Origin of the sequence: Micromonospora sp. NPDC092111 (genome assembly GCF_044755745.1) — a bacterium.
Classification (GTDB): domain Bacteria; phylum Actinomycetota; class Actinomycetes; order Mycobacteriales; family Micromonosporaceae; genus Micromonospora.
Window position 1 is genome coordinate 16,438 of the sequence record NZ_JBIVRQ010000017.1, and the last position, 23,630, is coordinate 40,067.

Consider the following 23,630-nt stretch of genomic DNA (forward strand, 5'->3'; position numbering starts at 1 on the left):
GGAAGCCTTCACATGTCAGGACTGCTCGCCGGTAAGCGGCTGCTGGTCACCGGTGTCATCACCGACGCCTCGATCGCCTTCTCGGTGGCGAAGCTCGCCCAGGAGAACGGCGCCCAGGTCGTGCTCACCGGCTACGGCCGGCTCTCGCTGGTCGAGCGGATCGCCCGCCGGCTGCCCGAGCCGGCCCCGGTGATCGAGCTGGACGTCACCAGCCCGGAGCAGCTCGCCGGGCTGGCCGACAAGGTGCGGGAGCACGTCGACGGCCTCGACGGCGTGGTGCACTCGATCGGCTTCGCCCCGCAGAGCTGCCTCGGCGGCGGCTTCCTCGACGCGCCCTGGGAGGACGTGGCGACCGCGTTGCAGGTGTCCACGTTCTCGTACAAGTCGCTGGCGATGGCGGCGTTGCCGCTGATGTCGGCGGGCGGCGCCGTGGTCGGCCTCACCTTCGACGCCACCAAGGCGTGGCCGGTCTACGACTGGATGGGTGTGGCCAAGGCCGGGCTGGAGTCCGCCTCCCGTTACCTCGCCCTGCACCTGGGCAAGCAGGGCATCCGCAGCAACCTGGTCGCCGCCGGCCCGCTGCGTACCATGGCCGCGAAGTCGATCCCCGGCTTCGAGCAGTTCGAGGAGGCATGGGCCGAGCGCGCACCGCTCGGCTGGAGCCTCACCGACCAGGAGCCGGCCGCCCGGGCCTGCCTGGCGCTGCTGTCGGACTGGTTCCCGGCGACCACCGGTGAGATCGTCCACGTCGATGGCGGCTACCACGCGCTCGGCGCCTGACACCACCCGGAAACCGCACGGTCGAGGGGGCGTCGCGGGTCCGTCACGGCCGTCGGGGGAGAATGGCACCATGGCGTACGACGCGTTGGTGCTGGTCTCCTTCGGCGGCCCGGAGCGGCCCGAGGACGTGCTGCCCTTCCTGCAGAACGTGACCCGGGGCCGGGGCGTCCCGCCCGAGCGGCTGGCGGAGGTCGCCGAGCACTACCTGCGCTTCGGTGGCGTCTCGCCGATCAACCAGCAGTGCCGGGAACTGCTCGCCGCGATCCGGGCGGACTTCGCGGCCCACGGCGTCGACCTGCCGGTCTACTGGGGCAACCGGAACTGGGACCCGATGCTCGCCGACACCGTGGCGCAGTTGCGCGACGCCGGGGTACGGCGGGCGCTGGCCTTCGTGACCAGCGCGTACGGCGGCTACTCGTCCTGCCGGCAGTACCAGGAGGACATCGCCGCCGCCCGGGCCGCCGTCGGTCCGGACGCCCCGGTGATCGAGAAGCTGCGCCAGTTCTGGGACCACCCCGGCTTCGTCGAGCCGCACGCCGACGCGGTGCGCGCGGCGCTGGCCCAGCTCGACCCGGCCCGGCGGGAGACCACCCGGCTGGTCTTCACCGCGCACTCCATCCCCTGCTCGGCGGCGGCCACCGCCGGCCCGGACGGCGGACGGTACACCGCGCAGTTGGCCGAGACGGCCCGGCTGGTGCACGCCGCCGCCGCGCCCGACCTGCCGTACGACCTGGTCTGGCAGAGCCGCTCCGGCCCGCCGCAGGTGCCGTGGCTGGAACCGGACATCAACGACCACCTGACCGCGCTCGCCGGGCAGGGCGTGACGGGCGTGGTGGTCAGCCCGATCGGCTTCGTCTCCGACCACCTGGAGGTGGCCTGGGACCTGGACACCGAGGCGCTGGAGACGGCCAAGCAGCTCGGCCTGGACTTCGTCCGGGCCGGCACCCCCGGCACCGACCCCCGGTTCGTGGCGATGGTGCGGGAGCTGGTGACCGAGCGCACCACGCCCGACGGGGAGCGACGGCGCCGCCGCCTCGGCGAACTGCCGATGTGGGACACCTGCCCCACTCCGTGCTGTGTGCCGGCCGCCCGCCGTCCCTGATCCCGACCCACCCCCGACAACCCCTGGGACGACACGATGCTTGACCGCAAGCCGGTGCAGAGCTGGCTCACCGACATGGACGGCGTGCTGGTGCACGAGGGCCAGCCGGTGCCCGGAGCGCCGGAGTTCGTCAACCGGCTGCGGGCGTCCGGCAAGCCGTTCCTGGTGCTCACCAACAACTCGATCTACACACCCCGCGACCTCCAGGCCCGGCTGACCCGGATGGGCTTCGAGGTGCCCGAGCACGCGATCTGGACGGCCGCGCTGGCCACCGCCCAGTTCCTGGCCGACCAGCGGCCGGCTGGCACCGCGTACGTGATCGGGGAGGCCGGGTTGACCACGGCCCTGCACGCGGTCGGCTACGTGCTGACCGACTTCGCCCCGGACTACGTGGTGCTGGGGGAGACCCGCACCTACAGCTTCGAGGCGATCACCAAGGCGGTCCGGCTGATCAACGACGGGGCCCGGTTCATCTGCACCAACCCGGACGTGACCGGTCCGTCGGTGGAGGGCGCGCTGCCGGCGGCCGGCTCGGTCGCCGCGATGATCTCCAAGGCGACCGGGGTGGAGCCGTACTTCGTCGGCAAGCCGAACCCGATGATGATGCGTTCGGCGCTGAACACCATCAACGCGCACTCGGAGAGCACCGCGATGATCGGCGACCGGATGGACACCGACGTGCTGTGCGGCCTGGAGGCCGGGCTGGAGACCATCCTGGTGCTGACCGGGATCAGCACCAGGGCCGAGGCCGAGCGCTACCCGTACCGGCCGTCCCGGATCGTCAACTCGGTGCTCGACCTGATCGACGAGCTCTGAACCCGCCACCGCCGTGGCGAGCGCCGGATCGGCTGCCGGGGGCGCAGCGGGGCGGATCGGCTCTCAGGGCCGTAGCGGGGCGTTGCAGGCGGCGACCAGGGCCTGCCGGCAGGCGGTGGTGAGTGGCCGCAGCGCGGCGTCGCGCTGCTGGGCCTCGTGGTTGTTGATCGCTCCGCCGGGCGCGCTCTCCCCGGCCAGCGCCAGCACCCGGTCCAGCACGGCGGCCCGGGCGAAGAGCCGCCGGGCGCGCGGGTCGAACCCGGGCGGCAGGTCGGTGGCGCCGTCCGGGCGGCGCAGCGCGGCGAGCGCCCCGGCCAGCTCGGGCCGCCACTGGGCCACGTCGAGCCGGGTCAGCGCGGCGGTCGACTCGGCGAGCGCGGTGGCCAGTTCCGCCTCCGCCTCGGCCGCGCCTGGGCTGGCCAGGGACGCCTTCGGCGCGTCGGCCGGCAGCGGATAGACCCGCCACAGCACCGTCTCCCAGGTCATCCCGGAGCCGGAGGTGTGGGTGCGCACCTCGGGGATCAACCCGAGCCCGCCGGCCACCACGGCCTCCCCGGCGAGCAGCGCGGCGCCGGCGAAGTCGCCCGGACCGGGTAGTCCGCGTGGGTCGCCCGGGGCGGGCAGCACCAGCCGGATCTCGTCGGGCGAGAGCTTGGCCAGGGCCGGCAGCGCGTCCCGCAGCGGCACGTCCCGCCAGGTGCCGGGGGCGTCGGCGACCAGATGCTCCTCGTCGCCGGCGACGGACTCGGCGACCTCGTCGAAGGGCACCAGGCCGGCGCGCCACGCGCGCACCCAGGCCACGAACCGGCTCGACCGGCGGGCAGCCAGTGTGGCCGCGCCCGTTGCGGGGGAGGACATGCCGAAAGGGTACGTGCTCCCCGCCGCCTCTGTCTCGACTGCCGCATCGTAGGGCGGGGCGGCTGGCCGGGGAGGCGGCTGGGCGCGTCGGGAGGTGGTGGGGCGGGGGGTCGGGTTAGCGTGATCGACATGGCGGGGCGATACGGCGAGGACGTGCTGGCGGGGGACTGGCGACGACGGAAGGTCACCCCCGAGGTGGACGCCGAGGTGGATCTCGTGGTGGAGGACGCCGACTCGGGGTTCTGCGGGGCGGTGGTCGGGTTCGAGTCGGGCGCGGTGGTGCTGGAGGACCGGCACGGCCGGCGGCGGGTCTTCCCCCTGCTGCCCGCCGCGTTCCTGCTGGACGGGGCACCGGTGACCCTGCGCCGGCCGGTCCGCGCCCCGGTGCCGGCCGCCCGCCGGCGGACCGCCTCCGGCTCGGTCGCGGTGGACAACGTCCGGGCGCAGGTGGCCCGGGCCAGCCGGATCTGGGTCGAGGGCGTGCACGACGCCGCCCTGGTCGAGCGGATCTGGGGCGACGACCTGCGGGTGGAGGGCGTGGTGGTGGAGCCGCTGGACGGCATCGACGCGCTCGACGCCGAGGTGCGTGCCTTCGCCCCCGGGCCGGGCCGCCGGCTCGGCGTGCTCGTCGACCACCTCGTCCCCGGCTCCAAGGAGAGCCGGATCGTGGCGCGGGTGAACTCCCCGCACGTGCTGGTCACCGGGCACCCGTACGTCGACGTGTGGCAGGCCGTGAAGCCGGCGGCGCTGGGCATTCCGGCCTGGCCGGTGGTGCCGCCGGGCCGGCCCTGGAAGGAGGGCGTCTGCGCGGCGCTCGGGGTGGCCGAGCCGGCCGACCTGTGGCGGCGCGTGCTGTCCCGGGTGGACAGCTTCGCCGACGTGGAGACACCGCTGATCAACGCGATGGAACGACTGATTGACTTCGTCACCGAACCCGGCTGAGCGGCGTCCCGTCCGGTTGCCGGGTCAGGGTTCCCGGTCGGGGGTGCGGGTGAAGACGAAGGTGCCGATGTCCAGGGCCACCGGCTGCCCGGCCGGGTCCCGGACGACGGCCAGGACCTCACCGTCCTGTGCGCCGGAGCGTCCGCGCCAGCGGTCCGGGGCCTCGGGGGTGAACCGCAGCGTCGGCTCGCCGGGTCGGCCGGCCCACAGCTCGCCCGCCGGGTCGGCGCGGACCTCGTACTCGACGCCCATCCACCACCAGCGGCCGGTCAGCTCGGTCAGCTCCGCCGGTGGTGGCGTGGCGACCGGGGTCCACGGCGTCACCGGCGCCGGTTCGGCGTCCAGCACCAGGGTGAGCAGGTCCCGGGCGAGCCCGCCGATGTGGCCGGTGCGGAAGCCGTACGAGTTGGCGAAGCCGACCACGGCTGTCCGGGTGGGACGGTGCACCGTCAGGGCGGCCACGTACCCGGGCATCGACCCGCCGTGGCCGACGTACACCCGGTCGCCCTCGCGGTACAGCTCCACCCCGAGGCCGTGCCCGCCGCGCCACGAGTCCAGGTCGCTGATCACCACCGGAGCGCACATCTCGGTCAGGGTGTCGGCGGCCAGCACCTCGGGCGCCGGCTCGGCGAGGAACGCCGCCCACCGGGCGAGGTCGTCCACGGTGGACCAGAGCTGCCCGGCGGGCGCCATCGCCCCGGTGTCGGTACGCGGTTCCTCGCGCAGCGTGTCGTGCCACGGGTGCACCACGTAGCCGCGGGCGTACGGCTCGGCGGCCTGGTAGGTGGTGCGTCGCATCCCGAGCGGGGTGAACACCCGGTCGGTCAGCAGCTCCGCCCAGGGGGTGCCGGTGACCCGTTCCAACACCCCGCCGAGCAGCCCGTACGCCAGGTTGGAGTAGTGGTAGCCGGGCCGCGGCGGCTGGATGATCTTGGCCGGGGTCAGGCCGGCGACCAGGGTGGCCAGGTCGCTGCCCTCGACCCGCTCCCACCACCGGCCGTCGGGCTCGCGTTGCAGGCCACCGGCGTGGCCGAGAAGCTGGCGCAGGGTGAGCGCGCCGACCGGCGTGCCGGGCAGGTGCCGCTCCAGCGGGTCGTCGAGGGCGAGTCGGCCGGCGTCGCGTTCCCGCATCACCAGCGTCGCCGTCATCGTCTTGCTGATCGAGCCGAGCCGGTACTGGAGGTCGGCGTCGGGGTGGGGGTGGTCACCGGCGGCGGCGAGGTGGGCCAGCCTCCCGTCCCGTACCACCCCCACCGCCAGCGACGGCGTACGTCCGGTGGCCTGTGCCTGCGCGACCAGGGTGTCGACCTGGCGGACGGTGTCGGGCAGCAGGGTCACGACGGGCTCCTTCGCGGCGGTCGGTACGCGTGCGATCGAGCTTACTGATCTTCACGGGTGGGTGGGACGTGCGCGAACGTGTCACCATCGGGGAGTGGACGCCGTGGTGTGGATCGTGCTGGGTGTGGTGTTGGCGGTCGCCGAGATCTTCACGACGACGCTGTTCCTGATCATGCTGGCGGCCGGCGCGTTCGCCGCCGCCGGTGCCGCCGCGCTGGGCGCGCCCGTCGCGGTGCAGGCGGTGGTCTTCGCCGTGGTGTCGGCGCTGAGCGTGGCGGTCGCCCGCCCGACCATCCGCCGGCACATGCGGCCGGCGGCCGAGAGTGGTGAGCAGCCGTTCGGGGTGGAGGCGCTGGAAGGCGCCAGCGCCCTGGTGATCGAGCCGGTCGACACCGGGCGGGGTCTGGTGAAGATCGACGGTGAGCTGTGGAGCGCGCGCCCGTACGACGCGGCGCAGTCTTTCGAGCCCGGTGCGCGGGTGCAGGTGATCAAGGTCCGGGGCGCCACCGCCCTGGTGTGGCAGGACGACATTTCTCCCCCCGGCGAGCTGCCGGAAGCGAAAAGGTGAGCGGTATGGAATTTGCAGCGGTCCTGTTGGTGGCCGTGGCGTTGATCATTGTGGTGACGCTGGCGAAGGCGGTGCGCATCGTGCCGCAGCAGCGTCAGGACGTGGTGGAGCGACTCGGAAAGTACAAGCGCACCCTGAACCCGGGCCTGAACCTGCTGGTCCCGTTCGTGGACGCGGTGCGTACCAAGGTCGACATGCGCGAGCAGGTGGTCAGCTTCCCGCCGCAGCCGGTGATCACCTCGGACAACCTGGTCGTGTCGATCGACACCGTCCTCTACTACAAGGTGGTCGACTCGGTCCGGGCCACCTACGAGATCGCCAACTTCATCCAGGCGATCGAGCAGTTGACCGTCACGACGCTGCGTAACGTGATCGGCTCGCTGGACCTGGAGCGGGCGCTGACCAGCCGGGAGGAGATCAACCGGCACCTGTCCGGCGTGCTCGACGAGACCACCGGCCGGTGGGGCATCAAGGTCACCCGGGTGGAGATCAAGGCGATCGAGCCGCCGCCGAGCATCCGCGACTCGATGGAGAAGCAGATGCGGGCCGAGCGGGACCGCCGGGCGGCGATCCTGAACGCCGAGGGGCACAAGCAGTCGCAGATCCTCACCGCCGAGGGCGAGAAGCAGGCCGCGGTGCTGCGCGCCGACGGTGACCGGCAGGCCCGGATCCTCCAGGCCGAGGGGCAGGCGAAGGCGATCCGGACCGTCTTCGACGCGATCCACACCGCCAACCCGAGCCAGAAGGTGCTCGCCTACCAGTACCTCCAGGCGTTGCCGCAGATCGCCAACGGCACGGCCAACAAGGTCTGGATCGTCCCGGCGGAGCTGACCAAGGCCCTGGAGGGGATGGGCGGCGCGCTGGGCGGGTTGAGCCGGATGGTCGGCGACGAGCCGGCGCCGGAGGCCCGGGACACCGCCAGCGAGGTCGAGCGGGAGGCCGCGGAGGCGGCCCGGGCGGCGGCCACCGCCGCCCAGCAGATCCACGACGAGGTACGGGTCGCCGAGGCGCAGGCCACCGGCGGCAACACCCCGCCGGGGCTGCCCGCCCCGGAGCCGGTCTCCCCGGCCAGCGTGGTCAACGACCCCACGGACCAGCGCGAACGGGGCTGACCCGCCCGGCCGTCCCGCACTGGACGGCAAATGCGAGAAGTGCTCATGCGGCGCCCCGGTGCCTGCCACGATCGGTCCTGGAGGACGGGTGGTGGTCAGGAGCCGGGGCGCCGGATGCGTTCCGCGCCGCCCGTCGGAGCGGCGAGGTGACGCATGAAGGATCCGGCGCAGCGGTTGTTCTCCCGTACCCCGGTTCCGGGCGCGCACGACCCGGCCGGGCCGCTGGGCAGCCGGCGGGCCGGTGGAGGCTTCGGGGTGCTGCCCTTCGTCGGCGACCCCGGCCCGGCCGCACCGGCCACCAACGCCAGTTGGGCCTGGTCGCTGCGGCGGTTCGCCCGCGCCTCGGTGTGGCTGCTGCCCGCGTACGCGGTGCTCTACGGCCTGGTGGCGATGGCCAGCGACGGCGGGGTGGGCAACGACCCGTACCCGGCCGACGGCCAGCCGCTCTACCTGCTCGGCTGGGTGGCCGCGGTCTGGCTGGGCCTGCTCGCCCTGCTCGCGCTGACCGGCCTGCTGGCGGCCACCCGCAGCCGCCGGGTCGCGGTGGCCGGCCTGCTGGTGAGCATCGCCGGCACGGTGCTGATGCTGCCGTTCGCCGGGCTGGCCGAGCAGACCCCGGTCTTCGGCACCACCGCTCGGATGCCGGTGCTGGTCGGGGCCACCTGCTACAGCGCGGGTTGGCTGCTCATCGGCTGGTCGGTGGCCCGGTCCGGGATGTTCGCCATGGGCGACGGGGTGATGCTCATCATCGCCGCCCCACTGCTCGGGCTCGGCGGCGCGCTGGTCGGCTCGTTGCAGGCGTTCGGCGCGATCTTCGTGCTGATCGCCGGGATCGGCATCGGCTATCGCTCCGGGCGCCTCGTCCCCGCCGCGATCGCCCGGGACGCCGCCACCGCCAGCGTCGCCACCCCCGCCAGCGTCGCCCCTCCCGCCACCCCCGCCACCCCCGCCCCTCCACCCAACGGCCCCCAAGGCCCCCTCCCCGCCGCCTAACCCCACCCCACCACGCTCCCGGGACTCATCCCCCCGGCTCGGTGATCAAGAGCTTTGTGTCAGGGCACCGCCCGGAAAGCGCCCAAACCTCTTGATCACCGAGCCGGGGGGACGGTGGGGACGGTGGGGACAGGGGGGACCCGGGGGGAGGGGTGGGGACGGGAGGGTGGTGGGGTGGGGAAGTTGCTGGCAGGTGACGGTGAGTTACCTGACAATCGGCTGTCGGGGTGGCCCGCTGGTCGTCGCGGTGGCAATCCTGGAGTCCATGTCCCGACCCCGGACGCCGCTGACGCGGCTCTTCACCGTGCTGCTCGCCGGCCTCCTCGCCGGCCTGGTCCTCGCGGTCGCCGCGCTGCCGGGAAACCTGCTCGCCGGGTTCGCCACCAAGGCGGCGCTCGGGGCGTTCGACGACCTGCCGGCGGCGCTGCGGACCCCGGTCACCCCGCAGCGCTCCTACCTCTACGCCAACGACGGCAAGACGCTGCTCACCACGTTCTACGACGTCAACCGCACCGACGTGCCGCTGGCCGAGATCGCCCCGGTGCTGCGGCAGGCGATCGTCGCGGCCGAGGACCGGCGCTTCTACTCCCACGGCGGGGCCGACCTGCGCGGCATGGCTCGCGCCCTGGTGGCCAACGTCACCGGCGGCGGGACCGCCCAGGGCGGGTCCACGCTGACCATGCAGTACGTGCGCAACGTGCTCAAGACCGACCCCACCCGGACCGCCGAGGAGCGGCAGGCCGCCACCGAGCAGACCGTCGGACGCAAGCTCCAGGAGATCCGGTACGCCACCGAGCTGGAGAAGACCCTCGGCAAGGACGAGATCCTCAACCGCTACCTCAACATCGCCTACTTCGGCTCCGGGGCGTACGGCGTCGCCGCGGCCAGCCAGCGCTACTTCGGCAAGGCCCCGGCCGACCTGACCCTCGCCGAGGCCGCCCTGCTCGCCGGCCTGGTCCAGTCGCCCGACGCGTACAGCCCGATCGACGGTGACCGGAACGCGGCACTGGACCGGCGCGGGTACGTGCTCGACTCGATGGTCGCCACCGGCGCGATCAGCCGGGCGCAGGCCGACCAGGCCCGCGCCGAGAAGCTGACCCTGCACCCCACCGCCCAACCCAACGGCTGCACCGCCACCTCGACCGCCGACGCCGGCTTCTTCTGCGACTACCTGCGTCGCTGGTGGCTGGAGCAGCCCGCCTTCGGCGCGACTGCCGAGGAGCGGGAGCAGGCGCTGCGTCGGGGCGGCTACACGGTGGTCACCTCCCTCGACCCGGACGTCCAGGCCACCGCCGCCAGCGAGGCCCGCAAGGTCTACCCCGCCGACGACAAGCGGGCGTTGCCGATCGCCGCGGTCGAGCCCGGCACCGGCCGGGTCCTCGCCCTGGCCGTCAACCGCGAGTACGGGGTGGGGAAGAACCAGACCGTCAACCCGCTGGTCTCCGGCGGTGGCGGCGTCGACGGCTACCAGGCCGGTTCCACCTTCAAGCTGTTCACCATGCTGGCCGCGCTGGAGTCCGGACGTACCCTGTCCACCGGGTTCGACTCGCCGAGCCGGCTGACCACCCGTTTTCCCGCCGACGGCGAGGGCGCCTGCGACGGCAAGTGGTGCCCGGCCAACGCCAACCCGGCGCGGATGGACGGCTACCGGATGATGTGGGACGGCTTCGGCCGCTCGGTGAACACCTACTTCGTCTGGCTGGAGGAGCAGGTCGGCCCGGCCAAGGTGGTGGAGATGGCGCAGCGCCTCGGCATCACCTTCCGGTCCCGGGCCGACGCCGACTTCGCCCGCAACAACGCCGACAACTGGGGAGCGTTCACCCTCGGGGTGGCCGCCACCACCCCGCTCGACCTGGCCAACGCGTACGCCACCGTGGCCGCCGAGGGGATGTACTGCGCCCCGACGCCGGTGGTGTCGGTGACCGCCCCGGACGGTACGAGGGTGCCGGTCGGCGAGCCGTCCTGCCAGCGGGTGCTGTCACCGGACGTGGCCCGGGCCGCCACCGACGCGGCCCGCTGCCCGGTCGGCCAGCAGTCGGCGTACGGGCAGTGCAACGGCAGCACCGCCGGCGGGGTGGACCGGATCGTCGGCCGCCCGGTGGCCGGCAAGACGGGCAGTTCCGAGCTGAACGCCACCGAGACCTTCGTCGGCTTCACCCCGCAGGTCGCCGTCGCCGGCATCGCCGCCAACCCGGACGACCCGAGCGACGCGGTCGGCGCGGCGGTGCAGGGCGAGGTGATCACCGCGGTCGCCCGGACCATCCGCACCGCCGTCGACGGCCAGCCGGTCCGCGACTTCACCGCGCCCAGCCGGGAGCTGGCCGGCGACCCGCAGCGCCCCGCCCCGCAGCCGTCCCCCAGCCCCAGCCCGTCGGACCAGGGCCTCCCCCCGGACCTGCTGCGCTGGTTGCAGAACCGCCGGGGCTGACCCGGCCCGGGAGCATCGTCGGGGTTGACCCGGCGCGGGGTGCTGGCTCTGTCGGGGCTGATCCGTTGTGGGTGAGTGGCTCTGTCGGCCTGACCTGGCACCGGTGGTCGCACCTCGGGATGATCCGGGGGCTACGGGCCTCCAGGTCACCTCGGCTACCGCCTGCCGCTCGGTTCACTTCGGTGATCAAGAGGTTTGCGTCAAGGCAGGCGTCCGGCATGACGTAAACCTCTTGATCACCGGACCAGAGGTGGGTGGGGACGGAGCGAGGGTGGGGGGTTAGCGGTTTCGGCGGCGGGGGCGGTAGGTGGCGATGGTGGCGGGCAGGCCGCGCCGGATGATCCCGGCCCGGTCGGTGTCGCCGCGCAGCACCGCCGTCGCCGTCTTGCGCGCCTGGTCGACGGTGAAGTGCGGCGGCAGCATCAGCTCCGCCGGGTCCACCATCGCGTTCACCACCACCGGCCGGTCGGCGGTCAGTACCCGGCGCCACAGCCCGGCCACCTGGTCGGGGGAGTCCACCAGCTCACCGTGCAGCCCCAGCACCTCTGCCCACCGGTGGTACGCCACGTCGGGCAGGTCCTGACTGGCCGGGTAGCGCGGGTTGCCCTCGGTGGAGCGCTGCTCCCAGCTCACGAACGCCAGGTCCCGGTTGTTGAGCACCAGCACCACGAAGCGCGGGTCGGCCCAGCTCCGCCAGTTCTTCGCCACCGTGATCAGCTCGTTGACCCCGTTCATCTGCATCGCCCCGTCACCGACCAGCGCCACCAGCGGCCGGTCCGGGTGGGCGAACTTCGCCCCCAGGGCGTACGGCATCGCCCCGCCCATCGACAGCAGGGTGCCGGAGAGGCTGGCCAGCATGCCCGGACGGACCTGGAGGTGGCGGGCGTACCAGGCGGTGGCGGTGCCGCAGTCCACCGTGATCATCGCGTCGTCGGGCAGCGCGTCGTTGAGGGTGTGGAACAGCAGTTGCGGGTTGACCGGGTCGGCCGGCTGCCCGGCCAGCTCCGCCTGCGCCCGCCGCCAGGCCGAGGTGGCGTCGGCGATCGTCGCCCGCCAGGCGGTCGGCGCGGGGCCGTCGCCCAGCTCGCGCAGCAGCGCCCGCAACGTCGGGCCGGCGTCCCCGGTCAGGTTCACCTCGGTCGGGTAGCGCAGCCCCATCCGGGTGCCGTCCAGGTCGACCTGCACCGCCCGGGCCTGCCCCTGCGGCGGATAGAACTCCGAGTACGGCATGTTGCTGCCGACGATCAGCAGCCGGTCGCACTCCTGCATCAGCCGCCAGCTCGGGCGGGTGCCGAGCAGGCCGATCGCCCCGGTCACCCACGGCTGCCGGTGGTCCACCACGGTGAAGCCGAGCAGCGCGGTGGCCACCCCGGCGCCCAACCGTTCGGCGACCAGGCGTACCTCCTCCTCGGCGCCGAGCGCGCCCTGACCCACCAGCATCGCCACCCGCTCGCCGCCGCGCAGCGTGTCGGCGGCCCGGCGCAGCTCCGCCTCCGGGGGCACCGTCGACGCGCTGCTCGGCACCGCGCTGGTGTGGTAGTAGCCGTGCGCGTACGGCGGGTTCGGCACCGCCGCCTGGTCCTGCACGTCCAGTGGGAGCACCAGAGCGGTGACCGTCCGCCGGGACAGCGCCGTCCGGCAGGCCCGGTCCACCAGGTGCCGCACCTGCGACGGGTCGTCGAGCTGGGCCAGGAAGTCCGACGCCACGTCCTTGTAGAGGGCGAGCAGGTCGACCTCCTGGTAGTAGCCGCCGCCCTCGGCGGTCAGCGCGGTGTTCCCGATCAGGGCCACCACCGGCTGGTGGTCGAGCTTGGCGTCGTAGAGGCCGTTGAGCAGGTGGATCGCGCCGGGGCCGCTGGTCACCAGGGCGCAGCCGAGCGGACCGCCGCCGTACTTGACGTGCGCGCTGGCGGCGAAGCCGGCGGTCTCCTCGTGCCGTACCTGGACGAACTCCACCCGGTCGCCGGCCCGTTGCAGGGCCGAGGTCATCCCGTTGATGCCGTCGCCCGGGTAGCCGAAGTAGCGGTGTACGCCCCACTCGCCGAGCCGGGCCACGATGTGGTCGGCGACCGTGGCGTTCCTCGGCAACCGCCCGTCGGCTGCGGCGTCTGCGCTCATCGTGGTCGTCCCTCCGGTCGCGTCCTGTTCCCGCCACGTTCCCCGGGTACGCCCCGGAAAACCCGTGGCCCGCGCCGCTTCCCCGGACCGCCGTCGCCGGCCGTCGCCGGACACCGGGCAGAATCGTCCGGTGCCCGTCCACCAGATCACCGACCCCGACGACGCGCGGATCGCCGACTACCGCGCGCTGACCGACGTCGAGCTGCGCACCCGTTGGGAACCCCCGCACGGGCTGTTCATCGCCGAGGGGGAGCTGGTGTTGCGCCGCGCGCTGCGCGCCGGCTATCCCGCCCGGTCGTACCTGGTCGACGCCAAGCGGGTCGACCAGCTCGCCGACCTGGACACCGGGGACGCCCCGGTCTACGCGGCCACCCCGGACGTGCTCGAACGGGCCACCGGCTTCCACGTGCACCGGGGCGTGCTCGCCTCGTTCCGGCGCAAGCCGGTGCCGACCGCCGCCGAGGTGCTGGCCGCCGCCCGCCGGATGGTGATCCTGGAGGACGTCAACAACCACACCAACCTCGGCGCGATCTTCCGGGCCGTGGCGGCGCTCGGGGTGGACGCGGTGCTGCTCTCCCCGTCCTGCGCCGACCCGCTCTACCGGCGCAGCGTCCGGGTCAGCATGGGTGAGGTGTTCGCCGTCCCGTACGCCAGACTCGACCCGTGGCCGGACGCGCTGGCCCAGGTACGGGCGGCCGGCTTCACCGTGCTGGCGATGACCCCGGCACCGGAGGCGGTGCCGATCCAGCGGCTGACCGTCGACCAGCGGGCCCGCACCGCGCTGCTGCTCGGCGCGGAGGGGCCCGGGTTGAGCCGGGCGGCGATGCACGCCAGCGACGTCCGGGTGGTGATTCCGATGCGGCGCGGCGTCGACTCGCTCAACGTGGCCGCCGCCACCGCCGTGGCCTGCTGGGAGCTGGGCCGCGACGACCCGTGGTGAGTCGCGCCGGACGGTCGATCCTGGGCCTCACGGACGGTAGCGTGTCGCCCGTGTTCCCTACCGTCCGTGAGGTGCTCGCGCTCGACCCGGTCCGCCACGGCGCCCCGCGCCTGGTCGCCGGGGACGCCGGCCTGGACCGGCCGGTGCGCTGGGTGCACGTCACCGAGGTACCCGACATCGCCACCCTGCTCGGCGGCGGGGAGCTGGTCCTGACCACCGGCATCGGGTTGCCCGCCGACGACGCCGGGCTGCGGGCCTTCATCGGGGACCTGGCCGACGTCGGCGTCTCCGGGCTGGTCGTCGAGCTGGGCCGGCGGTACCTCACCGGGGTGCCCCGGGTGATGGCCGCCGCCGCCGAGCGGCGTGGCCTGCCCCTGGCGGAGCTGCGCCGGGCCACCCCGTTCGTGCGGATCACCGAGGCGGTGCACGCGCTGATCGTGGACGCCCAGCTCACCGAGCTGCGGGCCACCGAGGAGATCCACCAGCGGTTCACCGAACTCTCCGTGGAGGGGGCCGAGCCGGCGGAGGTGGTGCGGCAGGCCGCCGAACTGGCCGGCTGCCCGGTGGTGCTGGAGAACCTGTCCCGTCAGGTGCTCGCGTACGACCCGGCGGGGGAGAGCGCGGAGCTGCTGCTGGACGGCTGGGAGCAGCACTCGCGGCGGATCCGTCCCGCCGGGCGGACCGCGTACGACCCGGGCAGCGGATGGCTGGTCACCACCGTCGGGGCGCGTGGGCACGACTGGGGACGGCTGTTGCTGCGCTGGCCGGGCAGCGGTGACCTGACCACCGTGGGGCCCGGTCCGCAGGAACCGCCGGCCGCCGGCGTGCCGGCGTCCCCGGGCGACCCGGTCCGGCCGGTGCCCCAGGCCGGTGGCCCGGTGGTCGGTGGACAACCGCCGACCCGGCTGACCATCCTGGTCGAGCGGGCCGCCTCCACCCTGGCGCTGGGCCGGCTGATCCGGCGGGACGCCGAGGGCCTGGAACGGCAGATCCACCGGACGCTGCTGACGGCGCTGCTGGATCACTCCCGGCCGGTGGACGAGGTGACGCTGCGGGCCAGGGCGCTCGGCGTGGTGCTGGACCGGCGACATCTCGTCGGCGTGGTGGTCCGGTACCGGGCCGACGACCCGGCCGGTGACGGCGGGCCGCCGGTGGACGGTGGCCTGGCCGCCGGTCCGGCCCGGCTGCGGGACCTCGCCGAGGCGGTCGGCCAGGCGCTGCGCGAGGCGAAGCTGACCGCGCTCACCAGCGCGGTGGACGACCAGGCGGTCGGCGCGCTGCTCGCCCTGCCCGACCCGGCCGGCGAGGAGAAGGCGCTCGCCGCGTTCGCCGCGGCCCTCCGACGGGTACGCCTCGACGCCGCCCTGGCCCGGCCTGGGCCGGCGGGTCGGGCACCGGCCGCCGGACCCGGGGCGGTGATCGTGGCCGCCGGTTCCGGGGTGGGCACCCCGCGGGAGGCCGGCCGGTCGCTGATCGAGGCCCGGCAGGTCGCCGACGCCGCCCGCCGTGACCGCCGTGACCTGCCGATCTTCCGGCTGCCGCACGTCGGGCTCGCCGGTCTGCTGCACCTGCTGCGCGACGAGCCCCGGCTACAGACGTTCGTCGAGCGGGAACTCGGCGCGCTGCTGGCCTACGACGCCCAGCATCCTCGGGAGCAACTGCTCGGCACCCTGCGGGCGTACCTGGAGCAGGGCCGGAACAAGTCGGCCGGCGCGGCTGCCGCGCACCTGTCCCGGCCGGCCTTCTACGAGCGGTTGGCCCGGATCGGCCGGATCCTCGGCGTCGACCTCGACTCGATCGAGGCCTGCCTGTCGCTACACGTCGCCCTGCTCGCCCTAGACGCCGTCCGCGCCCCCTGACCCCCTCGGCCCCCCTCCCCCTCCACCCGCCTGTCGGTGTTGATCAAGAGGTTTGCGTCACCCGCCGCCCGGTTCGTGACGCGAACCTCTTGATCAACGGTGGGCAGGTGAGGGGGTGGGTGGGGTCAGTGGAGCGCGTCCAGCGCCTTGGCGTACGGGGCGGGGACGAAGTTCGGGCCGCCGGGGGTGAAGACGTCCGAGGTGGCGGCGGTCGCCCAGGCGGTCTCCGGTACCGCGTCGACCAGGGCGCGCACCACCGGGGCGTCCCGCCACTGGTCCTGCTCGGCGAGCAGGCTCAACGCCACCACCGACTCCTCGACCTCGCCGACGCACTCGAACGGCTTGTGCCCGTCGACGCCGAGCAGTTCCCGGTAGCCGGGGATCTGGGTGGCCTCGGCGAGCAGGTCACCGCCGAAGATGCCGACCACCCGGGCGCGCGGCATGAACGGCGCCATGGCCAGGAAGACGAACCGGCACTTCGGGCAGTTCCGGCACCACCGCGCGCTGGCGTCGCGCAGCTTGAACGCGGCGTTGCAGCTCGTCACCACCGCGTCGTACCGGTCGATGGCGGCGAAGAGCCGGGCGATGTGCAGCTCCGACAGCGAGCGCAGCAGCGAGAAGTACGGCTCGGTGAGCCCGGCGTGCTCGGCCAGCGCCGCCCGCAGCAGCCCCTCGGCCGCGATTCCCTTGGACCACTGGTGGTTGATCTCGTGACCGTTCCAGACCAGGTTCGGGTCGGACGCCGAGCGCTCGTTGGACATCACCACCGGGCCGAGGCCGTGCAGCACGGCGGTGGCGACCGCGATCAGCGAGTTGATCGCGGTGACCGGGATGTGCCCGTTCCGGGCGCCGGCCGCGTTCAGCTCGAACAGCACCGGGTCGATCCGCCGCCGGGCGGCCAGCGCGGGCAGCCCGGACGCCTCGTTCACCGACCCGATGACGTGGTTCGGGTTGACCGAGAACGGCACCGGGTCGAAGCCGGCCCGGCGCAGCGCCTCCAGGCTGACGATGGAGTCCTTGCCCCCGCCGACCGCCGACAGCGGTCGCCGGTCCGAGTCGTCGTACACCCGGGGTGGCGACACCTCGCCGGCCGGCACCAGCGGGCGCAGCTCCAGCACGTGCGGCAGTTCGTTGCGGTAGGCGTACTCGGCCAGGCCCCTGGTGTAGACGGCGGTGACCAGTTCGGCGGCGGCCCCGCCCAGCGGCGCCGGCAGCACCAGCCGGGGCGGCGCGGCGGCCTTGTAGTAGCTGACCCCGGCGACCAGGTGCAGCAGTTCCAGGACCCGGCCCAGGGTGGCCACCGTCTGGTCCGACGGCGGCTCGGCCGGCAGTGGCAGCGTGATCACCTCGGTGAACCGCTGCTCGCCGTCGGGGCCGGTCAGGGCGTAGTCGAACAACGCCTCGCCGGTGGCGAGATCGATCGAGTAGGACGGGAAGGTGAAGGCGTCCATCCGCCGGAGCTGCTCGTTGGGCACACGCCATACTAGGCCCTGGTTCGTCCGGCCGTGTCCGGCTGCGCCGGACCGTGCCCGAGCACCGCCGTCGACACCCGAGGAGAGTCCGTGCGCCTGTCCGATCTGCGCGGCCGTACCGTCGCCGTCTGGGGGGCCGGCCGGGAGGGCCGGGCCGCCGTGACCGCCATCGCCGCGCACGGCCCGGCCGACCTGGTCGCCGTCGACGACAGCGCCAACTTCCTCAGCCTCCCCTGGGAGGGGCCGCTCGCCGAGGCCGCACCGCTGGTCACCGGCGAGGAGGGGTTCGCCCGGCTGGCCGCCGCCGAGATCGTCGTCCGTTCCCCGGGGGTGCCCAACACCCACCCGTGGCTGGTGGAGCTGCGCCGGCGCGGGACCACCGTCACCCAGGGCACCGCGCTCTGGATGGCCGACCACGCCGACCGGACCGTCGGGGTCACCGGCAGCAAGGGCAAGTCCACCACGTCCAGCCTGATCAGCCACCTGCTCGCGGCGGTGGACCGGCCCAACGTGCTGGGCGGCAACATCGGCGTGCCCACCCTCGACCTGCCCGAGGCCGAGCTGTACGTGCTGGAGCTGTCCAGCTACCAGTGCAGCGACCTGACCGAGTCACCCCGGGTGGCGGTGGTCACCGCGCTCTTCCCCGAGCATCTGGACGCGCACGGCGGCGAGGCCGAGTACTACCGGGACAAGCTCAACCTGCTCGCGTACGGCCCACGGACCGTGGTGGTCAACGGCGATGACCCGCGACTGGCACTGGAGCTGGGCGACCGGGCGGTGGTACGCGCCGGCCGGCCGGACACCGCCCACGTCGCCACCGGCCCGGACGGCACCGCCTGGTTCCACCTGGGCGACCGGCCGCTCTTCCCGCGCGCCGTGCTGCCGCTGGTGGGCCGGCACAACGAAGGCAACCTGTGCGTGGCCCTCGCGGTGCTCGACGCGCTCGGGGTCGACGTCGTCGCCGGCAAGGACACCCTGGCCGTGGCGGTCGCCGGGTTCCAGGGGCTGGCCCACCGGCTCACCGAGATCGTCGACCCGTCCGGCCTGACCTTCGTCGACGACACCCTCGCCACCAGCCCGTACGCGGCGATGCACGCGATCGACGCGTACGACGGGCGGCCGTTGACGGTGATCGTCGGGGGCACCGACCGGGGGCTGGACTACGCCCCGCTGGCCGAGCACCTGGCCGAGCGGGAACTCACCGTGATCGGGATTCCGGACAGCGGCCCGCGCATCGTCGAGGCGCTGGCCGGGCTGCCGAAGGTGCGTACCGAGGTGGTCGACGACCTGGTGGACGCGGTCCGGTTGTCCCGGGCGCTGACCCCGGCCGGCGGGGTGGTGCTGCTCTCCCCGGCGGCGCCCAGCTACGGGCGGTTCCGCAACTTCGAGCACCGCTCCGCGGTGTTCGCCGAGGCGGTACGGGACACCGCCGCCGGCTGAGCCGGTCACCCCGGTTCGGTGGTCGCCGGGACGTTCCCGTCGCCAGGCGCGCCAGCGGGCGCCGGCCCGGCGGCGGGCCGGCGACGCCGCCGGGACCTGCTCCTCGTCGGTCATCTCAGCAGCCGTCGGAGGTGAACCGCATCCGCAGGTTCGGCAGCGTGAAGACGGCGGCCGTGGTGGCGTAGTTGTTCTGCCGCAGGTTGGTGCCTCGAACGCCACCACCTCGATCGCCTTCACCAACCAGCCGTTCAGCAAGTTCTCCGGCCCGGCGACCTGCTTCGGCGCCGCGTACTTCACGGCGACGTACGCCCCGGTGCGGGACGCCACCCAAACCGGCAGCCCGATCATCTACGTCAACTGACCCCACCCGGTGGGGGCCGGCGCCCGGCGGTTCGCCGCGCGTCGGCCCCCCGCTGCCCGTGCCGTCAGGGCAGGGCGGCGTGCAGCGCGCGCATCGAGCGCAGCGTCGAGCGGATCTCCTGGAGGTAGCGCCCCGGGGTGAGCGTCGGCTCCGGCAGCCGGGCCAGGTCGGGCAGTGCCGGGTCGACCCCGACGGTGTCCACCCCGCAGCCGTACGGCAGGGCGAGGGTGCGCAGCGCGTCGCAGTGCTGGAACGGCACGTAGATCGGCGCGGTCACCGCCAGCACCGGATCCCCGGGGCCGAGCCGGACGTGGCCGGCCCAGAAGCGCTGGGTGTCGGCGGTGTGGGCCCGACGCCGTCCCGGATCGCCGGACGGGGCGGCGAGCACCCGTACCGGCGGCAGGCCGGCGGGCCGGTAGGTCCGCGACGCCCAGCAGTGGTGCGGGTGGTCGGCATCGTGGCCGTCCCGGTCGGCCGGGCCGGGCACCCCGAACACCCGGCGTACCGCCGCGTCCAGCACGTCGACCTCGGTGGCGCAGGGCGGCAGGCCCGCCTCGGCCAGCGTCCGGTGCTCCAACTCGGCCAGCGGGCGGAAGCTGCCCAGCACGGCCACCTCCCCGGTCACCGCCGGGCCGGTGCGCAGCAGGTGCGCGGCGTAGGCGACCCGGCGCAGGCAGGCGGGTGCCAGCCCGCCGAGGACGACCAGATGGGCGTAGTCGGGGCGGGCCGGTGGCACCGGGTGGACCAGGCCGAGCGCGGCGGCGGCGGCCAGGACGAGCCGGGTCGTCGCCGGATCGAGGGCCGGCTCCCGTGCCTCGGGGCGTTCCCGGCCGGCCCGGAAGTCCCAGTGCCGGGCGGAGAAGTCGTCCAGCCCGGCCAGCGTCGCCGCCAGGTTACCGGCCGGCGGGTCGCCGCCGAAGTGGGCGACCAGGCGGCGCAGCGGCGGTGACTCCACCCACGCCCGTACGTCGGCCGTCAGCCGCGCGGCGGTGGCCCCGGCCGTGCCGTCGGGCAGTATCGTCACGCCCCGGATCCGCACCCGCCGGATGCTACCCGGGCCGGCCGACCCCGCCGGGCCGCCACCCGGGCCCGGCGGTCACCCGGTTCGATTGCGGATCGAGTGGTTGACCAGCGGGCCGACCGACGGAAAGGTAAGCGCAGATCACGCTTCGCCCCGGAAACCGTGGCGTCACAGTTGACGTGCTGTCAGGCGGGGGCCGTCGCTGCGCTACACAGTGACAGTTGTCCCTGCCGGACGGCGGTGAGAGCGTGCGAGGACCGCGAAACCGCCGCCGCTGAAGGGTGCGACGATGACCTCCGACGACCTGCTGGCCCGTCACCGGGCCGTGCTCCCGTCCTGGATGCCGCTCTACTACGCCGAGCCGATCGAGCTGGTCGCCGGGTCCGGTCGCCGGGTGACCGACGCCCAGGGCCGCAGCTACCTGGACTTCTTCGGCGGCGTACTGACCAACATGATCGGCTACGACATCCCGGAGATCCGCGAGGCGGTCGAGCGTCAGCTCCGCACCGGCGTCGTGCACACCTCCACGCTCTACCTGATCCGCCAGCAGGTCGAGCTGGCCGAGAAGGTGGCCCGGCTCTCCGGCATCCCGGATGCCCGGGTCTTCTTCACCAACTCCGGCACCGAGGCGAACGAGGCGGCGCTGCTGGTGGCCACCAACCACCGCCGCTCGCACCAGATCCTCGCCGTGCGCAACAGCTACCACGGCCGGTCGTACGCGGCGATGGGCGTCACCGGCAACCGGAACTGGACGGCCAGCGCGCTGAACCCGCTCCAGGTGGCCTGGCTGCACTCCGGCGAACGGCTGCGCGGACTGCTCGCCCGGCTGCCCGAGGCGGACCGGATCGACGCCGCCGTCGAGGACCTGCGTGAGGTCCTGGACACCCAGACCAGCGGGCAGGTGGCCTGCCTGATCGCCGAGCCGATCCAGGGCGTCGGCGGCTTCGTCGCCCCGCCGGACGGGCTCCTCGCCGCCTGGAAGAAGGTCCTCGACGAACACGGCATCCTGCTCATCTCCGACGAGGTGCAGACCGGCTGGGGGCGTACCGGCGAGCACTTCTGGGGCTACCAGGCGCACGGGGTCACCCCGGACCTGCTCACCTTCGCCAAGGGCGTCGGCAACGGCTTCGCCCTGGCCGGGGTGGTCGGCCGGGCCGAGGTGCTGGAGTCGGTGCCGGCGATCAGCTTCTCCACCTTCGGCGGCAACCCGGTCTCCACCGCCGCCGGCAACGCCGTCCTGGACTACCTGCGCGACCACGACCTCCAGGCCAACGCGGCCCGGGTCGGCGCGATCCTCGCCGACGGGCTGCGCGCCGGGGTGGCCGACCTGGACGGTGTCGCCGAACTGCGCGGCAAGGGGCTGATGCTCGCCGTCGAGTTCGTCCGACCCGGCACCACCGAACCCGACCCGGTGCTGACCAGCCGGGTCTTCGAGGCGTGCCGGGCCGGCGGCCTGCTGGTCGGCAAGGGCGGCCTGTACGGCAACGTGGTGCGGATGGGGCCGCCGCTGACCCTGACCGAGGAGGAGGCCCGCGAGGGGCTGGCGATCCTGGTCGACGCGATCCGCTGCGCCGTCGCGGCGGAGGCGGCCCGGTGAGCGCGGGGAGTGAGCCGGGTCCGCCGGCGCCGACCGGGGAGGCTCCGGTGGGTGTGGCCGGCGACGGGACCCTGATCGGGCACTTCGTCGACGGTAGGCCCACCGCCGGTGGCTCCGGGCGGCGCGGGGACGTCTTCGACCCGGCCACCGGCCGGCGTACCGGGCTGGTGGCGCTGGCCTCGGCCGCGGACGTCGCGGTCGCGGTGGCGGCGGCCGAGCGGGCGGCGCGGAGCTGGCGCGACGCGAGCCTGGCCCGGCGGACGGCGGTGCTCTTCGCGTTCCGCGAGCTGGTCCACGCCCGCCGCGACCGGCTCGCCGAGGTGATCACCGCCGAGCACGGCAAGGTGCTCGCCGACGCCGCCGGTGAGGTGCAGCGCGGCCTGGAGGTGATCGAGTACGCCTGCGGCATCCCGTCGGCGCTGCGCGGCGGGTTCAGCGAGAACGTCTCCACCGAGGTCGACTCGTACAGCCTGCGGCAGCCGCTCGGGGTGGTGGCGGTGATCTCGCCGTTCAACTTCCCGGTGATGGTGCCGCTGTGGTTCGTGCCGGTCGCGGTCGCCTGCGGCAACGCGGTGGTGCTCAAACCGAGTGAGAAGGACCCGAGCGCGGCGCTGCTGCTGGCCGAGTGGTTCGCCGAGGCCGGCCTGCCCGACGGGGTGCTGAACGTGGTCAACGGCGACAAGGAGGCGGTCGACGCGCTGCTGGACCACCCGGGGGTGAGGGCGGTCTCGTTCGTCGGCTCCACCCCGGTCGCCCGGTACGTGCACCAGCGCGGGTCGATGGCCGGCAAGCGGGTGCAGGCGCTGGGCGGGGCGAAGAACCACATGGTGGTGCTCCCCGACGCCGACCTGGACCTGGCCGCCGACGCGGCGGTCAACGCCGGGTTCGGCTCGGCGGGGGAGCGGTGCATGGCGATCTCCGCGCTGGTCGTGGTGGAGCCGGTCGCCGACGCCCTGGTCGCGAAGATCGCCGAACGGGTGGCCGGGCTGCGCACCGGCGACGGCCGGCGGGGCTGCGACATGGGTCCGCTGGTCACCGCCGGGCACGCCGAGCGGGTCCGGTCGTACGTGGCCGCCGGGGTGGCCGCCGGCGCGGTCGCGGTGGTTGACGGGCGGACGGTCAGCCCGGACGGCGAGCCGGGCGGCCACTGGCTCGGCCCGACCCTGTTCGACCACGTCACGCCCGACATGTCGATCTACACCGACGAGATCTTCGGTCCGGTGCTCGGCGTCCTCCGGGTCGGCTCGTACGACGAGGCGGTCGAGCTGGTCAACGCCAACCCGTACGGCAACGGCACGGCGATCTTCACCAACGACGGCGGTGCGGCCCGGCGCTTCCAGCACGAGGTGGAGGTCGGCATGGTGGGGATCAACGTGCCGATCCCGGTGCCGATGGCGTACTACTCGTTCGGCGGCTGGAAGTCGTCGCTCTTCGGCGACCTGCACGCGCACGGCGAGGACGGGGTGCGCTTCTTCACCCGGGGCAAGGTGGTCACCAGCCGCTGGCTCGACCCGCGCCACGGCGGGGTCAACCTCGGCTTCCCCACCCAGACCTGAGCGGCCGCAGCACGCCCGCCCCGGCCAGGTACGCCACCAGTGCCGGGACGGGCGTGCCGAGCGGTTCCGGCCTGACCTGGGCCAGCCAGGTCAGCGGGTACGCCCCGGGCAGGTCGGCGGGCGTGCAGTGGTCGGTGGGTCGGCCGGCGGCGTCCCGGCCGATCCCGGTCACCTTCGCGTGACCGAGAACGACCATGCTGATCGCCAGCGCGCGGAGCAGGTCGACGTACCGTTCCCGGCCGGCCGGGGTGTGTTCGGCGAGCGCCCGCAGGCGGCGCATGGGCCAGGCTGTGCCGGCCGGAGCCGGCCGGTGGTGATAACGGTTCGAC

General features: G+C 74.1%; 19 protein-coding genes. 13 read left to right on the forward strand and 6 right to left on the reverse strand.

From position 1 onward, the window contains the following. Positions 1–12 precede the first annotated feature (12 nt). The 3 genes from fabI (at position 13) to ACIQG9_RS25360 (ending at position 2,698) form a co-directional block, all read left to right on the forward strand. Positions 13–780, forward strand: a complete 768-nt coding sequence (fabI, locus tag ACIQG9_RS25350; protein ID WP_400406965.1) for an enoyl-ACP reductase FabI — start codon at positions 13–15, stop codon at positions 778–780. A 70-nt stretch (positions 781–850) separates the two neighbouring features. Beyond that, the gene (locus ACIQG9_RS25355) at positions 851–1,882 is read left to right on the forward strand and encodes a ferrochelatase (protein WP_400406968.1); all 1,032 of its coding nucleotides are present in this window, start codon (positions 851–853) and stop codon (positions 1,880–1,882) included. A gap of 36 nt (positions 1,883–1,918) precedes the next feature. Then, entirely contained in the window at positions 1,919–2,698 is a 780-nt protein-coding gene (locus tag ACIQG9_RS25360) for an HAD-IIA family hydrolase (RefSeq protein WP_400406971.1), read from the forward strand. Between the two features lie 63 nt (positions 2,699–2,761). Here ACIQG9_RS25360 and ACIQG9_RS25365 read toward each other — a convergent pair whose 3' ends face one another. Next, positions 2,762–3,556 (reverse strand): hypothetical protein, encoded by a 795-nt coding sequence (locus ACIQG9_RS25365; RefSeq protein ID WP_400406974.1) that lies wholly within the window; start codon positions 3,554–3,556, stop codon positions 2,762–2,764. 129 nt (positions 3,557–3,685) lie between these two features. On the opposite strand from ACIQG9_RS25365, the gene ACIQG9_RS25370 reads away from it, so the two are divergent. Continuing rightward, a complete protein-coding gene (locus ACIQG9_RS25370; RefSeq protein ID WP_400406976.1) occupies positions 3,686–4,498 on the forward strand; it encodes a DUF3097 domain-containing protein in 813 nt (270 codons plus the stop codon). Between the two features lie 24 nt (positions 4,499–4,522). Here ACIQG9_RS25370 and ACIQG9_RS25375 read toward each other — a convergent pair whose 3' ends face one another. Continuing rightward, positions 4,523–5,836, reverse strand: a complete 1,314-nt coding sequence (locus tag ACIQG9_RS25375; protein ID WP_400406978.1) for a serine hydrolase domain-containing protein — start codon at positions 5,834–5,836, stop codon at positions 4,523–4,525. Between the two features lie 94 nt (positions 5,837–5,930). On the opposite strand from ACIQG9_RS25375, the gene ACIQG9_RS25380 reads away from it, so the two are divergent. The 4 genes from ACIQG9_RS25380 (at position 5,931) to ACIQG9_RS25395 (ending at position 10,937) form a co-directional block, all read left to right on the forward strand. Beyond that, on the forward strand, positions 5,931–6,404 hold the full coding sequence (locus ACIQG9_RS25380) for an NfeD family protein (protein WP_400406981.1): 474 nt from the start codon (positions 5,931–5,933) through the stop codon (positions 6,402–6,404). 5 nt (positions 6,405–6,409) lie between these two features. Next, the gene (locus ACIQG9_RS25385) at positions 6,410–7,516 is read left to right on the forward strand and encodes an SPFH domain-containing protein (RefSeq protein WP_400406983.1); all 1,107 of its coding nucleotides are present in this window, start codon (positions 6,410–6,412) and stop codon (positions 7,514–7,516) included. 153 nt (positions 7,517–7,669) lie between these two features. Then, positions 7,670–8,509, forward strand: coding sequence for a hypothetical protein (locus ACIQG9_RS25390; RefSeq protein ID WP_400406985.1), 840 nt, complete (start codon positions 7,670–7,672; stop codon positions 8,507–8,509). 199 nt (positions 8,510–8,708) lie between these two features. Beyond that, the gene (locus ACIQG9_RS25395; RefSeq protein WP_400406987.1) at positions 8,709–10,937 is read left to right on the forward strand and encodes a transglycosylase domain-containing protein; all 2,229 of its coding nucleotides are present in this window, start codon (positions 8,709–8,711) and stop codon (positions 10,935–10,937) included. 279 nt (positions 10,938–11,216) lie between these two features. Here ACIQG9_RS25395 and ACIQG9_RS25400 read toward each other — a convergent pair whose 3' ends face one another. After that, positions 11,217–13,055 carry a thiamine pyrophosphate-requiring protein gene (locus ACIQG9_RS25400; protein ID WP_400406990.1) on the reverse strand — a complete coding sequence of 613 codons (1,839 nt, stop codon included), beginning with the start codon at positions 13,053–13,055 and terminating at the stop codon, positions 11,217–11,219. 64 nt (positions 13,056–13,119) lie between these two features. Here ACIQG9_RS25400 and ACIQG9_RS25405 point away from each other — a divergent pair, with 64 nt between their 5' ends. Together ACIQG9_RS25405 and ACIQG9_RS25410 are read left to right on the forward strand one after the other, a co-directional pair. Next, complete coding sequence (locus ACIQG9_RS25405; protein WP_400406993.1) at positions 13,120–13,995, forward strand: TrmH family RNA methyltransferase; 876 nt, start codon at positions 13,120–13,122, stop codon at positions 13,993–13,995. Between the two features lie 41 nt (positions 13,996–14,036). After that, positions 14,037–15,854, forward strand: coding sequence for a PucR family transcriptional regulator (locus ACIQG9_RS25410; protein WP_400406995.1), 1,818 nt, complete (start codon positions 14,037–14,039; stop codon positions 15,852–15,854). Between the two features lie 125 nt (positions 15,855–15,979). Here ACIQG9_RS25410 and ACIQG9_RS25415 read toward each other — a convergent pair whose 3' ends face one another. Continuing rightward, a complete protein-coding gene (locus tag ACIQG9_RS25415) occupies positions 15,980–17,329 on the reverse strand; it encodes a hypothetical protein (RefSeq protein ID WP_400406997.1) in 1,350 nt (449 codons plus the stop codon). A gap of 87 nt (positions 17,330–17,416) precedes the next feature. On the opposite strand from ACIQG9_RS25415, the gene murD reads away from it, so the two are divergent. Then, on the forward strand, positions 17,417–18,766 hold the full coding sequence (murD, locus tag ACIQG9_RS25420; protein WP_400407000.1) for a UDP-N-acetylmuramoyl-L-alanine--D-glutamate ligase: 1,350 nt from the start codon (positions 17,417–17,419) through the stop codon (positions 18,764–18,766). A 425-nt stretch (positions 18,767–19,191) separates the two neighbouring features. Here murD and ACIQG9_RS25425 read toward each other — a convergent pair whose 3' ends face one another. Beyond that, positions 19,192–20,166: a hypothetical protein gene (locus ACIQG9_RS25425; protein ID WP_400407003.1), complete on the reverse strand. Its 975-nt coding sequence runs from the start codon at positions 20,164–20,166 to the stop codon at positions 19,192–19,194. Positions 20,167–20,437: 271 nt separating this feature from the next. Between ACIQG9_RS25425 and ACIQG9_RS25430 the strand changes: the two genes are divergently transcribed. After that, entirely contained in the window at positions 20,438–21,745 is a 1,308-nt protein-coding gene (locus ACIQG9_RS25430; protein ID WP_400407006.1) for an aspartate aminotransferase family protein, read from the forward strand. Positions 21,746–21,798: 53 nt separating this feature from the next. Continuing rightward, positions 21,799–23,301: a CoA-acylating methylmalonate-semialdehyde dehydrogenase gene (locus ACIQG9_RS25435; RefSeq protein WP_400407153.1), complete on the forward strand. Its 1,503-nt coding sequence runs from the start codon at positions 21,799–21,801 to the stop codon at positions 23,299–23,301. Here ACIQG9_RS25435 and ACIQG9_RS25440 read toward each other — a convergent pair. After that, a complete protein-coding gene (locus tag ACIQG9_RS25440; RefSeq protein ID WP_400407009.1) occupies positions 23,273–23,581 on the reverse strand; it encodes a hypothetical protein in 309 nt (102 codons plus the stop codon). The two genes, ACIQG9_RS25435 and ACIQG9_RS25440, sit on opposite strands and share 29 nt — an antisense overlap. Positions 23,582–23,630 lie beyond the last annotated feature (49 nt).